Origin of the sequence: Neorhizobium sp. P12A (assembly GCF_008365395.1) — a bacterium.
In the GTDB taxonomy this organism is placed as follows: domain Bacteria; phylum Pseudomonadota; class Alphaproteobacteria; order Rhizobiales; family Rhizobiaceae; genus Rhizobium.
The window spans coordinates 64,729-79,433 of the sequence record NZ_QOVX01000002.1 but is presented as its reverse complement, the minus strand read 5'-3'; the positions used below and the strand labels follow the sequence as shown (position 1 = coordinate 79,433).

Genomic DNA, 14,705 nt, shown 5'->3' with positions numbered 1-14,705 from the left:
CGCTTCCCCATCCCGCCGTTCGCCGCTCGTCCTCGGCATATGGGTCTTTCTTCTCCTCCTCCTCACCGCGCTGCTGATCGGGCTTGGAACCTGGCAGGTGCAGCGACGGCACTGGAAGCTCGACCTGATCGCCCGCGTCGATCAGCGCGTGCATGCCGCACCGCAGCCGGCGCCCGGGCCGGCCGAATGGGCATCGGTCAATGCCGATGGATACGAGTATCGCCATGTGGAGCTGACGGGCACGTTCCTGAACGACAGCGAAGCACAGGTCTATGCCTCGACGGATCTTGGACCCGGATATTGGGTGATGACGCCGCTCAGGGCGGCTGACGGAACGATCACCATCATCAATCGCGGCTTCGTGCCGACCGAGAGACGCGATCCGAAAACGCGTGCTGCCGGCGAGCCTTCGGGTCCCGTGACCGTTGTCGGCCTCTTGCGGATGAACGAGCCCAAGGGCACGCTTTTGCGCTCTAATGTGCCTGATCAGGATCGTTGGTATTCCCGCGATGTCGATGCGATTGCTACCAAGCGCGGGCTCGGCACGGTGGCGCCCTATTTCATCGATGCGGATTCGACCGCAAATCCCGGCGGTCTGCCCGTCGGCGGGCTGACACAGATCGTCTTTCCCAACAGCCACCTGGTCTATGCCATCACCTGGTATTGCCTGGCAGTGATGACATCCGGGCTTGCAGCCTATCTCGTCTATTCGGAGAGAAGCCGCGGAAAGGCGCAGGCGTAGCCATATCTTTTAATGCAAGAAAGCCGGGGCTGAGACAGCCCCGGCTTTTGCATATCCAGAATTAAGTGCCGGCAGGATCAGCTGCCGGCATGCCAATCAATACCAGCCGGGCGGCGGGCGGTGCCAGTAGCGCGGCCGATAGTCACTACGCCAGTCGTCAGGCGGCGGCGGTGGCGGGCGGTGACCCCAGTAACCCGGAGGCGGACCGCGCCATTCGTTCCGGCGGCATTCGCCCCACCGGTTGAGGTGCCAACCCCTGCCGCAGGCATAGTCCACCTGTATGGCCGCGGGCGCCTTTTGCGCGACGGCGGGCTCGGCCACAAGCGGCATCGCTTCTACCGATGGTGCAATCATTCCGCCGAGCAGAAGAACACCTGCAATCAATGACAATCTCATCTCGAAAACCTCCATTCGATTCCCTTCAGTAGCCATTTAAGCGCCAAACGGATGAACCCTTCCTGAACCGAGTTTGACCTTTTCGTGGCGATATCAAGGCCTTAGGTTATCGAAAACCTCAATATAAAAACCGTCGATTGTAAGCCGGCTAGTGCTCGTACGGACCATTGATTGAATACGTCACATCAACTTCATCAAGATCGCATAGTGGAAAGGGGTCATTTACCATAGGGGATAGCGAGTATGGTGGACGTGGCCTCAAGCCGCCATGACGGCGGAAATGAAAATCATCCTCTCCATGGCACCGGCGCTGGCCGTTGGTTCCTTCCGGTCTTCGGCATTATCGTTCTTGCAGGCCTTGCCTATGTGGCCTACGCGCTCGGCAAGGATCTCGCCAGTGCCGTCTATGTCCCCTGGATCCTGCTCGGCCTGGCGCTTCTGATCGCGCTCGGCTTCGAGTTCGTCAACGGTTTCCATGACACCGCCAATGCGGTTGCGACCGTCATCTACACCCGTTCGCTGCCGGCCGAATTCGCGGTCATGTGGTCGGGCTTCTTCAATTTCCTCGGGGTACTGACCTCCTCCGGTGCAGTCGCCTTCGGCATCCTGGCCCTTCTGCCCGTCGAACTGATCCTGCAGGTCGGTTCCGGCTCGGGCCTCGCCATGGTCTTCGCCCTCCTGGTCGCCGCCATCATCTGGAACCTCGGCACCTGGTATTTCGGTCTGCCCTCTTCCAGTTCGCACACGCTGGTCGGCTCGATCATCGGCGTCGGTCTCGCAAACCAGTTCCTGGCTCCTGCCGGCAGCGCCACGAGCGGTGTCGACTGGTCGCAGGCATCGAGCGTCGGCACGTCGCTGCTGGTGTCGCCGATCGTCGGCTTCGGCATGTCGGCCATCCTGCTGCTGGTCATGAAGGTGCTGGTGCGCAACAAGGCGCTTTACGAAGCTCCGAAGACCAATGCGCCGCCGCCGGTCTGGATCCGCGCGCTCCTGATCTTCACCTGCACCGGCGTCAGCTTTGCCCATGGCTCCAACGACGGGCAGAAGGGCATGGGCCTGATCATGCTCATTCTCATCGGTCTCGTGCCGACCGCCTTTGCACTGAACAAGACCCCTGACGTCAACTATCTCGAAGCCTACAAGGCCGCTTCCGCGCAGGTCGAGACCGCGCTCGGCAAATACATCAAACCCGGTGTCGCCGTTCCGGCTGATCCGAAGGCTGTCGTCAGCGCTGCCGTCAAGAACAAGACCTGGACGGACGAAACCACGCCGGCTCTCCAGGCCTATATCCACTCGACCAGCGCCGAAGTCGCCGCCTATCCGACGGTCGAAGCACTACCGAGCACGCTGGTCGGAAACATCCGCAACGACATCTATCTCATCGGTGAAGCGCTGAAGCTGATCGACAAGCAGAAGCTGCTGCCGATGGATGCAGCCGATCTCAAGGCCGTGACCGCCTATCACGCCTCGGTCGACAATGCGACGAAGTTCATCCCGCTCTGGGTGAAGGTCGCGGTCGCTCTGGCGCTCGGCCTCGGCACGATGGTCGGCTGGAAGCGCATCGTGGTCACGGTCGGCGAAAAGATCGGCAAGACGCACCTGACCTATGGCCAGGGCGCAGCTGCCGAAGTCGTCGCCATGATCACCATCGGCATGGCGGACCATATGGGCCTGCCTGTATCAACGACCCACGTCCTTTCGTCGGGAGTCGCCGGTACCATGGCTGCAAACGGCTCCGGCCTGCAGTGGTCGACGGTGCGCAACATGATCATGGCCTGGGTCCTGACCCTGCCGGCCTCGATCGCGCTCGCCTTCGTGCTCTTCATTCTTCTGCGTCACGTTTTCTAAGATTGCAGACTACGGAATAAACAGAGGCGCCGGAGCAATCCGGCGCCAATTTTCGTTGGCGAATATCGGTGGGACTCATCCCGCCGCCGGAGACCGTTCTAGCGACGGGACGCCTCGCTGGTCCGGGCCGCTAGCGCCGTGACCAATAGTCCCAGGGGCAGCCGGCGCAGAAAGCGGGCAGCGACGAAAGTTCCGGCAAACGCGGCCGCGAGCTTAATCCATGGATAGTTGCCGAGCTGCGCACGGGCGCTAGCATTGGCCCAATGCGCCTCGGCACGGACGACATCTCCCGATTGCTCGGCAAATTCCGATAGCCTGATGCGAAGCAGGGCGATCTGTCGCCGTAGCGCGTCGATCTCACCCTGCGCCCTTGCGCGAGCGAGATCGGCCGAAAGATCCGCCTCCGCATTGGCCTCCGCACCCTCTTCTTCCGCCCAGTCGGTCGGCACGAAGCCATCCTTGTTCACTCCTGTCTGCATTTGTCCCTCCCGGGTGCAATCGATCCTGATGCTGCGATAACGCGCGCCCGGCGGAAAAGATGCAGCAGAAGATGCGTTTGGCGGGGGATAAGACCGGATTGAACCGGCAGTATCCTGCCGATTTCGACAAAGACGCCGATTGCGCGCCGATTTGGTTGCCGGTAAAGCACTGCCATGCTGCGCATTACCGAATTGAAGCTGCCGCTCGATCATGCCCCCGAGGCATTGCCGGCGGCGATCCACCAACGCCTCGGGATAGGACCGGATGAGCTGATCTCCTTTGAGATCGCGCGCCGGGCCAATGACGCGCGGCGTAAGTCGGCGATCCTGATGGTCTATTCGGTGGATGTGACGCTGAGCGACGAGGCCGGCGTGCTTGCGCGGTTTGCCGGCGACCACCATGTTCAGCCATCCCCCGATACCAGCTACCGGTTCGTCGGCACCGCGCCTGCCAAGAGCGAAGGACCGCGGCCGGTCGTGATCGGCGCAGGCCCCTGCGGGCTGTTTGCAGCGCTGATCCTGGCACAGATGGGTTTTCGTCCGATCATCCTCGAGCGGGGCAAGGTCGTGCGCGAGCGGACCAAGGACACATGGGGTCTCTGGCGGCGCAGCGAACTCAACCCGGAATCCAACGTGCAGTTCGGCGAAGGCGGTGCCGGTACGTTTTCCGACGGCAAACTCTACAGCCAGATCAAGGATACCCGACATCTCGGGCGCAAGGTGCTGACGGAATTCGTCAAGGCCGGCGCTCCGTCGGAAATCCTGACCGAGGCCCATCCGCATATCGGCACCTTCCGGCTGGTAACGATGGTCGAGCACATGCGCGCGACGATCGAGGCGCTCGGCGGCGAATATCGCTTCAGCCGACGCGTCGAGACTATCGACATCCAGGTGGCGCCGGATGGCAGCCGCCGCGTGCGCGGCCTTCATTTGCACAATGGCGAATATCTGGAAACGGACCAGGTCGTGCTCGCCGTGGGGCACAGCGCCCGCGATACCTTCCGCATGCTTCACCAGCAGGGCGTCTGTATCGAGGCAAAGCCCTTTTCGATCGGCGTGCGCATCGAGCATCCGCAATCCTGGATCGACAAGGCGCGCTTCGGCGCCTGCGCCGGCCATCCGGATCTCGGGGCTGCGGCCTACAGCCTGTCGCATCATTGCAGCAACGGCCGGACCGTCTACAGTTTCTGCATGTGCCCCGGCGGCCGCGTGGTGGCCGCGACCTCGGAGCCCGGCCGCGTCGTCACGAACGGAATGAGCCAATATTCGCGGCAGGAATTCAACGCCAATGCCGGTTTCGTCGTCGGGATCGATCCGGAGCGCGACTATCCCGACCATCCGCTCGCCGGCATAGAGCTGCAGCAGCGGCTGGAATCGCTCGCCTATGTCGCGGGCGGCTCGAACTACAAGGCTCCGGGGCAGAAGGTCGGCGATTTCCTGGCCGGGCGGCCTTCGGCGGAATTCGGCGAGGTCATTCCTTCCTACAAGCCGGGCGTTCATCTGACCGATCTCAACCGGTGCCTTCCCGATTTCGCCATTGCCGCCATGCGCGAGGCATTGCCGGTCTTCGGCCGGCAGATTGCCCGCTACGACCATCCCGACGCCATGCTGACCGGCGTCGAGACGCGGACCTCATCGCCCGTGCGCATTACACGCGGCAAGGATTTGCAGAGCCTCAACACGTCGGGTCTTTATCCGGCCGGAGAAGGTGCGGGCTATGCCGGCGGCATCCTCTCGGCGGCTGTGGACGGCATCAAGGTCGCCGAAGCGGTTGCCCGGGAACTGATCAGCGTCGCTGCCTGATTGCTGCCCGAAAGGCGGCGCACTGCTTTCGCCGGCGCATTTCTACAGCGAGTGAAAAGTGGCGTGGCCTAGTGAACGTGCAACCAAAGCCCGGCGAAACGGTTCTTAACACCGTAACGTCTTTGGTCTCGATCCTGCGTTCCGGAGGTGCCTTTATTGATTAGCTCAATATACCTTCGTCCCCTGGATCGGATTTGCTGTAGGTTTGCCGTGAAGCTCTTCAGGGGCTTGGGAGGAAGCAAAATGGCTCAAGAATGGCCGATGTATATCCTGCAATGTATTGCACTGATTGGTTTGGCGGGCGTTGTGGTAATTCGATAATCGCCTGAATAGACCGGTGAAAACCGGATAACCCCTTGTAAGAGCTGGTTTCGCTGACGAAACCGGGCCTTTCCATATTGCGCATGAATTCGGCGTGAGCTGCGCGCATCCCGCATTTCCGGCGTTGCATTTCTGTCGGTATCCACAGTGCTCGCACCTCCGGAAGCCCTGCGGAGAGCGGTTTATTAACCAATCCTTAACCGTGGTGCTAAAGGTTTTCACGTATGTTGAGGCCTAAAGAATGATGGCTCTCGACCATTATCAACCTCGCTTCCCGAACTATTCGGGCAGTGCAAACTTCCAAAAGGAGGCAGGCTGACATGTCGACCGCTTTTATCCTGTTCATTGCAAGTTCTCTGCCGCTGGTGCTTTTTCTGGCCGTCAGTCTTTCCTCAATTCAGACTCACTAGAATTTGGCGGACTGCGGATTTGCCTTGCTCCCAGCAAGGTAACCGCGTGTGCCCGGCAACTGCGATAACGAGGATATCCAGGGTCAGCGGTGGCCAAGCCGGGAACACGAAATACAAATGGATTGGGCGGCCTTGAGCCGCCCAATTCTTTTATGGGCGGCCGTTGCGCCACCCCGTTGCGCCAAGGCGATGAACATTAACGGCTTTTAACTTTCTTGACTTTAACCACCCCTTAAATCGCCGCATTTAAAGTCCAACCGATGGACAGGGCAGTCGCGCGATACGGGCGACTGATATGACTGGCGTAACCATGGCGCCGGATTTCAGATATATCGGCACATCATCGGGGGTACGACCGGTCCGCAATGGCAGGCAAAAGCAGATCAGGCCACAGAATAGAACCCTCCTTTGCCGGCGACCGCGACCGTGATGACGATGAAGTGAGCATCGACGCCGACGATCGCATCGGTCGCGGCCGTTCTTCGCGTCGTGACGAACCCGAACAGCGCCGAGCCAAGCCGACCAGGGGCCGCTCCTCCGGCCGCCGTCGCAAACCGCCACGCCGCGCCGGCGGAGGCTTTTTCGGCTTCATCCGCTCCCTGATCTACTGGTGCCTCGTCCTGTCCATCTGGGTCGGTATCGGCGTTGCGGGCCTGGTTTTCTACTATGGATCGCGCATGCCGAGCGCCAGCACCTGGGAAATCCCCGCGCGGCCGCCCAACGTCAAGATCAATGCGCTCGATGGCTCGACGCTTGCCAACCGCGGCACGACCGGCGGCGAGGCAATCGCTCTTGCCGACATGTCACCCTATATTCCCCAGGCGATCGTCGCGATCGAAGACCGGCGCTTCTATTCGCATTTCGGTGTCGATCCGCTCGGACTTGCCCGCGCGCTCGTCACCAATCTCCTGACCGGCCATACCGTCCAGGGCGGTTCGACCCTGACGCAGCAGCTCGCCAAGAACCTCTTCCTTTCGCCAGACCGCACCCTGGAACGCAAGGTGCAGGAAGTGCTGCTCGCCCTCTGGCTGGAGCACAAATACACCAAGGACGAGATCCTTGCGATGTATCTCAACCGCGTCTTCTTCGGCGCCAACGCCTTCGGCGTCGAGGCGGCATCGCAGCGCTATTTCGGAAAGTCGGCGCGCGACGTCAATCTTGGCGAAGCTGCAATGCTCGCCGGTCTCGTCAAGGCGCCGTCGCGCCTGTCGCCCAATCGCGATCCGGCGGCGGCCCAGGCCCGCGCGCAGGTCGTGCTGCAGGCGATGCGGGATCAAGGCTACATCACCGACGCCGACATCAAGACCGCCATGTCGCAGCCGCCGACCCGGGCCAAGAGCTATTGGAACGGCGCGCAGAACTACGTCGCGGACATGGTCATGGACCAGCTTCCCGGCCTGATCGGTGGCGACATCAAGGAAGATCTCGTCGTCGATACGACGGTCGACACGAAACTTGAGGCGAAGGCCGAGGAGATGCTTACCGACGCCCTCGATCATGACGGCAAGAAGGTCAACGCATCGCAGGCATCGCTCGTCACAGTCGATGGAACGGGTGCAATCCGGGCGTTGGTCGGCGGCAAGGATTATGGCGAGAGCCAGTTCAACCGCGCCGTCAAGGCGAAGCGCCAGCCCGGCTCCTCGTTCAAGCCCTTCGTCTATGCGGCCGCACTGGAGATGGGCCTGACGCCCTATTCGATGCGCAATGACGCACCAGTCAAGATCGGCAACTGGACGCCCGAAAACGACGAGCGGAAATATATGGGGCCCGTCACGCTCGCCGTGGCGCTCGCCCATTCGATCAATACGGTCGCCGCCCAGCTTGCGATGGAAGTAGGTCCTGACAACATCATCAAGCTCGCCCACCGCGTCGGCATCGATTCGGAGCTGCAGCCGAATGCCTCGATCGCTCTCGGCACGTCGGAAGTGTCGCTGCTTGAGCTGACCTCGTCCTATGCCGCCTTCATGAACGGCGGGTACAAGGCGACGCCGCATGTCATCACCAAGGTGACCACTGCCTCCGGCAAGATCTTGTATCAGGCGAATTTCGCCGACCCGCCGCGGGTGCTCAGCGAAACCGTCGCCACTAATCTCGATGCCATGCTGGCCGGCGTTGTGACAGCGGGTACCGGCCGCGCCGCCCGCATTCCGGGATGGCAGGTCGCGGGCAAGACCGGCACCTCGCAATCCTATCGCGATGCCTGGTTCGTCGGTTTCACCAGCAACCTGACGACAGGTGTCTGGTTTGGCAATGACGACGGCAAATCGATGAAGCGGGTCACCGGCGGCTTCCTGCCGGCACGGACCTGGAGCAAGTTCATGACATCAGCCAGCAAGGGCCTGACGCCCACGCCGATCTTCGGCGGCGGCGAGATCATCGACAACGGCCTGCCGGTTGCCCAGGACGGCAGCGGCCAGACGCTGGAAAGCATTATTTCAAATGTGCTGAACGGCAACAGCGCGAACAATGCGCAGCAGCAACCGGAGACGCAGGTACGAACTGGCACGCTGCCGCCGCCGACGCCGGCAGAAGCGAAGGCGCAGATCCAGGCGCAGGCAAGAGCGGCGGCTGCAACCGACGGCCAAGAACCGGTCGACATTCCGCCTTCTGTACCGGATGACGACAGCAACAACCCCTATGCTTCGCAGCGCGGCGACATGGTGCCGCCGATGGATGTCGGCGAGGCTCCCCGCGCTCCGCCGCCGAGGCGGCATCGCACGACGCTTCTCGACCTCATCATGGGGCAATGAGTGGGCTTTTTTTGGTTGCCGCTTGCATGCCGGACGCAAGGCTGGTCTGATAGCTGGCTTTCCGGATTTCGGGCGATTGGCGGGCTTTTTGTGACAGTGGGACATTTCGGCTGCAAACCGTTTGTTTTGCTGGTTTTCAGCGCATTTCTCGCCTTGCAGTCAGAAAAACCGCTACTTATATACGCGACATCACCGCAGTCATGACTGCGCAATTCAAGACCATCCCGTAAGGGGCTGTCAGCGGAATGCCCGATGGGGGTTCCGACAGCTTGCTTCAAGGAGAGAAATGACATGGCAAAAGTAATTGGTATCGACCTCGGAACGACAAATTCCTGCGTCGCTGTCATGGACGGCAAAGACGCTAAAGTGATCGAAAACGCCGAAGGCGCCCGCACTACCCCCTCCATGGTGGCCTTTTCCGATGATGGCGAACGCCTCGTCGGCCAGCCGGCCAAGCGCCAGGCAGTCACCAACCCGACGAACACCCTCTTCGCTGTCAAGCGCCTGATCGGCCGCCGCTACGAAGATCCGACCGTCGAAAAGGACAAGCACCTCGTTCCGTTCACCATCGTCAAGGGCGACAATGGCGACGCATGGGTCGAAGCCAACGGCAAGCCCTATTCGCCTGCCCAGATTTCCGCGATGATCCTTCAGAAGATGAAGGAAACCGCCGAATCCTACCTCGGTGAAAAGGTCGAAAAGGCCGTCATTACCGTTCCCGCATATTTCAACGACGCACAGCGCCAGGCAACCAAGGATGCCGGCCGCATCGCCGGCCTTGAAGTTCTCCGCATCATCAACGAGCCGACTGCTGCAGCCCTCGCCTATGGCCTCGACAAGAAGGACGGCAAGACGATCGCCGTTTACGACCTTGGCGGCGGTACATTCGATATCTCGATCCTTGAGATCGGCGACGGCGTCTTCGAAGTGAAGTCGACCAACGGCGACACCTTCCTCGGCGGTGAAGACTTCGACATGCGTCTCGTCGAATATCTTGTTGCCGAGTTCAAGAAGGACAACGGCATCGACCTCAAGGGCGACAAGCTTGCCCTGCAGCGCCTCAAGGAAGCTGCTGAAAAGGCCAAGATCGAACTGTCCTCCTCGCAGCAGACCGAAATCAACCTGCCGTTCATCACGGCTGATGCAACCGGCCCGAAGCACCTGACGCTGAAGCTGACCCGCGCCAAGCTCGAAAGCCTGGTCGACGATCTGGTCCAGCGCACCATCGCTCCCTGCAAGGCAGCGCTGAAGGATGCAGGCGTTACCGCTGCTGAAATCGATGAAGTGGTTCTCGTCGGCGGCATGAGCCGCATGCCGAAGGTCCAGGAAGTCGTCAAGCAGCTGTTCGGCAAGGACCCGCACAAGGGCGTCAACCCGGATGAAGTCGTAGCCCTCGGCGCAGCCATCCAGGCCGGCGTTCTGCAGGGCGACGTCAAGGACGTTCTGCTTCTCGACGTGACCCCGCTGTCTCTCGGCATCGAAACGCTGGGCGGCGTCTTCACCCGTCTGATCGAACGCAACACGACGATCCCGACGAAGAAGAGCCAGACCTTCTCGACCGCCGACGACAACCAGTCCGCCGTCACCATCCGCGTTTCCCAGGGCGAGCGCGAAATGGCGCAGGACAACAAGCTGCTCGGCCAGTTCGACCTCGTCGGTCTGCCGCCGGCACCGCGTGGCGTTCCGCAGATCGAAGTCACCTTCGACATCGACGCCAACGGCATCGTGCAGGTTTCGGCCAAGGACAAGGGTACCGGCAAGGAACAGCAGATCCGCATCCAGGCCTCCGGCGGTCTCTCTGACGCCGACATCGAAAAGATGGTCAAGGATGCCGAATCGCATGCTGCCGAAGACAAGAAGCGTCGCGAAGGTGTCGAAGCCCGGAACCAGGCAGAAAGCCTGATCCACTCCAGCGAGAAGTCGCTGAAGGAATATGGCGACAAGGTAACCGAAGCTGACCGCACCGCGATTGCCGATGCGATCGCTGCTCTCAAGGCAGCAACCGAAGCGTCCGAGCCGGATGCAGAGGACATCAAGGCCAAGACCCAGACCCTTATGGAAGTGTCCATGAAGCTCGGCCAGGCCATCTACGAAGCCCAGCAGGCGGAAGCCGGTTCCGGTGATGCCTCGGCAGAAGGCAAGGACGATGTCGTCGATGCCGACTACGAGGAAATCAAGGACGAGGACGACCGCAAGCGGTCTGCATAAGCACGAACCTTAAACGGTTCTGCGGAAACTTAGATCCGGCTGCCGATGGCAGCCGGAAATCCATTTCCGGGGTCTATTCCTTATATGGCAAAAGCGGACTATTACGAAACTCTGGGTGTTGGCAGGTCGGCGGATGAGAAGGAGCTGAAAAGCGCTTTTCGCAAGCTGGCGATGAAGTTCCATCCGGACAAGAACCCTGGCGATCATGAAGCTGAACGCAAGTTCAAGGAACTGAACGAAGCCTACGAAACGCTGAAGGATCCGCAGAAGCGGGCAGCCTATGATCGCTACGGTCATGCGGCTTTCGAGCATGGCGGCATGGGCGCCGGTGGTGGCGGCTTTGCGGGCGGCGGCGGTTTTTCCGATATTTTCGAGGATATATTCGGCGAGATGATGGGCGGCGGCCGCCAGCGGCAGCGTTCGTCAGGCGGACGTGAGCGCGGCGCCGATCTTCGCTACAACATGGAAATCTCGCTGGAAGAGGCCTTTGCGGGCAAGACGGCGCAGATCCGCGTTCCGACCTCGATCACCTGCGACGTCTGTTCCGGCTCCGGCGCCAAGCCGGGCACGCAGCCGAAAACCTGCGGCACCTGTCAGGGCTCGGGCCGCGTCCGCGCTGCCCAGGGCTTCTTCTCGATCGAGCGCACCTGCCCGACCTGCCATGGCCGCGGCCAGATCATTCCCGATCCATGTGGCAAATGCCATGGCCAGGGTCGCGTGACCGAAGAGCGTTCGCTCTCCGTCAACATCCCGTCAGGGATCGAAGACGGCACCCGCATCCGCCTGCAGGGCGAAGGCGAAGCTGGTCTGCGTGGCGGTCCCTCCGGCGATCTCTACATCTTCCTGTCGGTCAAGCCGCATGAGTTCTTCCAGCGCGATGGGGCTGACCTCTATTGCGCCGTGCCGATCTCGATGACGACGGCAGCGCTTGGCGGCACTTTCGACGTGGCGACGCTCGATGGCACCAAGTCGCGCGTCAGCGTCCCCGAGGGCACCCAGGCGGGCAAGCAATTCCGACTGAAAGCCAAGGGCATGCCGGTGTTGCGCTCCAGCCAGGTCGGCGATCTCTACATCCAGATCCAGATAGAGACGCCGCAGAAGCTCACCAAGCGCCAACGCGAATTGCTGCAGGAGTTCGAGCAGATTTCCTCGAAGGACAACAATCCTGAATCGACCGGCTTCTTTGCCCGGATGAAGGATTTCTTTGATACGCTAAGCGATTGACAGGGCGCCGCAGACGCGGCTGCCCCTGAAACATTGAAAGCCGGAGCGGGTGTCGCTCCGGCTTTTTTCGTTCCCTTAGCTCCGACAATTGCCGGAGGGTATGCCTGCGATCAGAGCAGTCCCCGCGTCGGATGTCCCTTGTAGACACCGAGGATACGGACTTTCTCCGAGAAGAACCGTAGTTCCTCCAGCGCGCGGCGCACATTCGCATCGGAGGGATGTCCCTCGATATCGGCATAGAATTGCGTCGCGACGAACTTGCCGCCGAGCTGGTAGCTTTCGAGCTTCGTCATGTTGATGTTGTTGGTCGCAAAACCGCCGAGCGCCTTATAGAGCGCTGCCGGAATGTTGCGGACGTTGAAGACGAAGGTGGTGACGATCTTCTCCTCGTCCGTCTTGCGCTCGGCCCATTCCTCGTCGCGGGCGAGCACGACGAAGCGCGTCATGTTGTTTTCGACGTCCTCGACGTTTTCCGCGATGATCTCGAGCCCATACATATCCGCCGCCAGGCGCGGAGCCAGTGCCGCCATGCTGCGGTCGCCCGTTTCCTTGACGAGCTTTGCCGAACCCGCCGTGTCACCGGCGATCACAGGCTTCCAGCCGTTGGCGCGCACGATCTTGCGGCATTGGCCGAGCGCGTGGATATGACTGTGAACCGTGCGGATCTCCTCCTTCTTCACGCCCGGCAGCACCATGAGCTGAAAACGGATCGGCATGAAATATTCGCCGACGATATGAAGGCGCGACTCGGGCAGAAGATGGTGAATATCGGCCACTCGACCGGCGATCGTGTTCTCGATCGGGATCATCGCAAGATCGGCGTCGCCATTGTCCAGCGCGATGAAGGCGTCCTCGAAGGTCTGGCACGGCAGCGGCTCCATGGACGGAAACATATCGCGGCAGGCCATATCGGAATTGGCGCCGAAGTCGCCCTGGAAGGCAATTTTGTTGGTCAGCTTGATCATGGAAGACAATCCATCAGAGGGGCGTCAGAGGGAGGCGCCGGAAAGGATAAGGCGGGCCTTTTCAAGGTCGGCGGGAGTATCGACACCGAGCGGAACGGTGTCAACGATCTCGACATCGATACGCATGCCGGCTTCCAACGCCCGCAACTGCTCCAGTGATTCGCGCTTTTCGAGCGTCGACGGCTTGAGGCTGACGAATTTTTCGAGCGCGCTACGGCGGTAGGCATAGAGCCCGATATGGTGATAGAGCGGGCCGTTGCCGTAGGGGGCGGTCGTGCGCGTAAAATAGAGCGCATGCAGGCGGCTTTCCGAGATGGGCGAACCGACGATCTTGACGATATGCGGCGCGGTCTTGTCGGCTTCGTCCTCGATCTCCGTCGTCAGCGTGCCGATATCGACAGCGGGATTTTCCAGCGGACGCAGCGCGGCGCGCACGGTTTCCGGATCGATCGTCGGCAGATCGCCCTGGACGTTGACGATGAACTCGGCGCGACCGTCCGGATCAACCTTCAACAGGGCTTCGTAAATGCGATCGGAGCCGGATTGATGGTCCTCGCGGGTCATGACGACCTCGAATCCCGCCTTCGCCACCACATCGAACGTGTCCTGATGGTCGACGGCAACAACGATGCGACCGATTGCCGCCTCCTGCGCTCTTTTGGCGACTTGTACGATCATCGGAAGGCCGCAAATATCGGCGAGCGGCTTGCCCGGGAGGCGAGTTGAGGCCAAACGGGCAGGAATGAGCACGAGCGTATTGTCGATGTGGGGATGAGTCATTGTCTTGGCCTTCTGTTCCCGCCGCAAAAGTGTCAAAAAGTCTCATGGGTGAGACGATTTAGAGAGTTGCAAGGAAAAGGCAAAAGACATAGGTTTCGGCCGAATTCAAGATGGGCCGGCAGTTTCTGTCGGAGGCGAGGGGAGCATAGCAGATGAATTCATCCTACGTGAACATGGGTGTGGGAGCACTTTTGGCCACGCTTTTCGTGCTGAAGTCGGTCTCGCTCGTGTCGGGCGCGATCTTCAGTTCAGAAGCGCCGGAAAAGCCCGGTTTCACCATTGTTGCGGATGAGAGTGCAGGATCCGGCGGAGCCGGCGACAAGGGCGCGGCGGCAAAGCCGGAAACGCCGATCGCACAGCTGCTGCAGAAGGCCGACGCCAAGGTTGGCGAAACCATCTTCAAGAAGTGTCAGGCCTGTCATGACGGGACCAAGGGAGGGCCGAACAAGGTTGGCCCGAATCTCTATGGCGTCGTCGACCGTCCGATCGCCTCGCACGAGGGCTTCGGCTACTCCTCAGGCATCAAGGACTTCTCCAAGGGCAGCACGGAAAAGTGGACCTATGACCACCTCTACCACTTCCTGATGGCGCCGAAGAAGTTCATTCCCGGAACCGCCATGGGCTTTGCCGGCCTGCCGAAGGAAACAGATCGCGCCGACGTCATCGCCTATCTGCGCACGCTCGCCGATACGCCGGAACCGCTGCCGGATGCGAATGCTGCTCCGGCCGCCGCACCTGCCGCGACGAACTGAGCGAACTGTACGTCCAATCCTCGAAAG

General features: G+C 60.9%; 11 protein-coding genes. 7 read left to right on the top strand and 4 right to left on the bottom strand.

What is annotated here, in order from left to right:
• The first annotated feature begins 37 nt into the window (after nucleotides 1-37).
• Nucleotides 38-742 (top strand): SURF1 family protein, encoded by a 705-nt coding sequence (locus DTW90_RS06370; protein ID WP_246664930.1) that lies wholly within the window; start codon nucleotides 38-40, stop codon nucleotides 740-742.
• 96 nt (nucleotides 743-838) lie between these two features.
• Here the strand turns inward: DTW90_RS06370 and DTW90_RS06365 are convergent, their stop codons facing one another.
• Entirely contained in the window at nucleotides 839-1,138 is a 300-nt protein-coding gene (locus tag DTW90_RS06365; protein WP_149337158.1) for a hypothetical protein, read from the bottom strand.
• A gap of 243 nt (nucleotides 1,139-1,381) precedes the next feature.
• Here DTW90_RS06365 and DTW90_RS06360 point away from each other — a divergent pair, with 243 nt between their 5' ends.
• Nucleotides 1,382-2,986: an inorganic phosphate transporter gene (locus DTW90_RS06360; protein ID WP_149337156.1), complete on the top strand. Its 1,605-nt coding sequence runs from the start codon at nucleotides 1,382-1,384 to the stop codon at nucleotides 2,984-2,986.
• A 98-nt stretch (nucleotides 2,987-3,084) separates the two neighbouring features.
• Here the strand turns inward: DTW90_RS06360 and DTW90_RS06355 are convergent, their stop codons facing one another.
• On the bottom strand, nucleotides 3,085-3,465 hold the full coding sequence (locus DTW90_RS06355) for a SlyX family protein (protein WP_149337154.1): 381 nt from the start codon (nucleotides 3,463-3,465) through the stop codon (nucleotides 3,085-3,087).
• Between the two features lie 174 nt (nucleotides 3,466-3,639).
• On the opposite strand from DTW90_RS06355, the gene DTW90_RS06350 reads away from it, so the two are divergent.
• The 4 genes from DTW90_RS06350 to dnaJ all read left to right on the top strand — a co-directional run bounded on the left by DTW90_RS06350 (nucleotide 3,640) and on the right by dnaJ (nucleotide 12,181).
• Nucleotides 3,640-5,268 carry an NAD(P)/FAD-dependent oxidoreductase gene (locus tag DTW90_RS06350; RefSeq protein ID WP_149337152.1) on the top strand — a complete coding sequence of 543 codons (1,629 nt, stop codon included), beginning with the start codon at nucleotides 3,640-3,642 and terminating at the stop codon, nucleotides 5,266-5,268.
• Between the two features lie 1,096 nt (nucleotides 5,269-6,364).
• Complete coding sequence (locus tag DTW90_RS06345) at nucleotides 6,365-8,749, top strand: transglycosylase domain-containing protein (RefSeq protein ID WP_149337151.1); 2,385 nt, start codon at nucleotides 6,365-6,367, stop codon at nucleotides 8,747-8,749.
• Between the two features lie 291 nt (nucleotides 8,750-9,040).
• A complete protein-coding gene (dnaK, locus tag DTW90_RS06340) occupies nucleotides 9,041-10,957 on the top strand; it encodes a molecular chaperone DnaK (protein WP_132527257.1) in 1,917 nt (638 codons plus the stop codon).
• A gap of 84 nt (nucleotides 10,958-11,041) precedes the next feature.
• Nucleotides 11,042-12,181 carry a molecular chaperone DnaJ gene (gene dnaJ, locus DTW90_RS06335; protein WP_132527255.1) on the top strand — a complete coding sequence of 380 codons (1,140 nt, stop codon included), beginning with the start codon at nucleotides 11,042-11,044 and terminating at the stop codon, nucleotides 12,179-12,181.
• Nucleotides 12,182-12,291: 110 nt separating this feature from the next.
• On the opposite strand, the gene DTW90_RS06330 is transcribed toward dnaJ, so the two are convergent.
• Nucleotides 12,292-13,146, bottom strand: a complete 855-nt coding sequence (locus DTW90_RS06330) for a prephenate dehydratase (protein ID WP_132527253.1) — start codon at nucleotides 13,144-13,146, stop codon at nucleotides 12,292-12,294.
• 24 nt (nucleotides 13,147-13,170) lie between these two features.
• The gene (locus DTW90_RS06325) at nucleotides 13,171-13,926 is read right to left on the bottom strand and encodes a 3-deoxy-manno-octulosonate cytidylyltransferase (protein ID WP_132527251.1); all 756 of its coding nucleotides are present in this window, start codon (nucleotides 13,924-13,926) and stop codon (nucleotides 13,171-13,173) included.
• Nucleotides 13,927-14,078: 152 nt separating this feature from the next.
• On the opposite strand from DTW90_RS06325, the gene DTW90_RS06320 reads away from it, so the two are divergent.
• A complete protein-coding gene (locus tag DTW90_RS06320) occupies nucleotides 14,079-14,678 on the top strand; it encodes a cytochrome c family protein (protein WP_149337149.1) in 600 nt (199 codons plus the stop codon).
• Nucleotides 14,679-14,705 lie beyond the last annotated feature (27 nt).

Excerpts from the sequence above, each read along its gene's own strand:
- DTW90_RS06350 (WP_149337152.1), top strand. The coding sequence starts at position 3,640 with ATGCTGCGCATTACCGAATTGAAGCTGCCGCTCGATCATGCCCCCGAG.
- DTW90_RS06330 (WP_132527253.1), bottom strand. The coding sequence starts at position 13,146 with ATGATCAAGCTGACCAACAAAATTGCCTTCCAGGGCGACTTCGGCGCC.
- DTW90_RS06365 (WP_149337158.1), bottom strand. The coding sequence starts at position 1,138 with ATGAGATTGTCATTGATTGCAGGTGTTCTTCTGCTCGGCGGAATGATT.
- DTW90_RS06355 (WP_149337154.1), bottom strand. The coding sequence starts at position 3,465 with ATGCAGACAGGAGTGAACAAGGATGGCTTCGTGCCGACCGACTGGGCG.
- DTW90_RS06325 (WP_132527251.1), bottom strand. The coding sequence starts at position 13,926 with ATGACTCATCCCCACATCGACAATACGCTCGTGCTCATTCCTGCCCGT.
- DTW90_RS06360 (WP_149337156.1), top strand. The coding sequence starts at position 1,382 with ATGGTGGACGTGGCCTCAAGCCGCCATGACGGCGGAAATGAAAATCAT.
- DTW90_RS06345 (WP_149337151.1), top strand. The coding sequence starts at position 6,365 with ATGGCAGGCAAAAGCAGATCAGGCCACAGAATAGAACCCTCCTTTGCC.
- DTW90_RS06320 (WP_149337149.1), top strand. The coding sequence starts at position 14,079 with ATGAATTCATCCTACGTGAACATGGGTGTGGGAGCACTTTTGGCCACG.
- dnaK (WP_132527257.1), top strand. The coding sequence starts at position 9,041 with ATGGCAAAAGTAATTGGTATCGACCTCGGAACGACAAATTCCTGCGTC.
- dnaJ (WP_132527255.1), top strand. The coding sequence starts at position 11,042 with ATGGCAAAAGCGGACTATTACGAAACTCTGGGTGTTGGCAGGTCGGCG.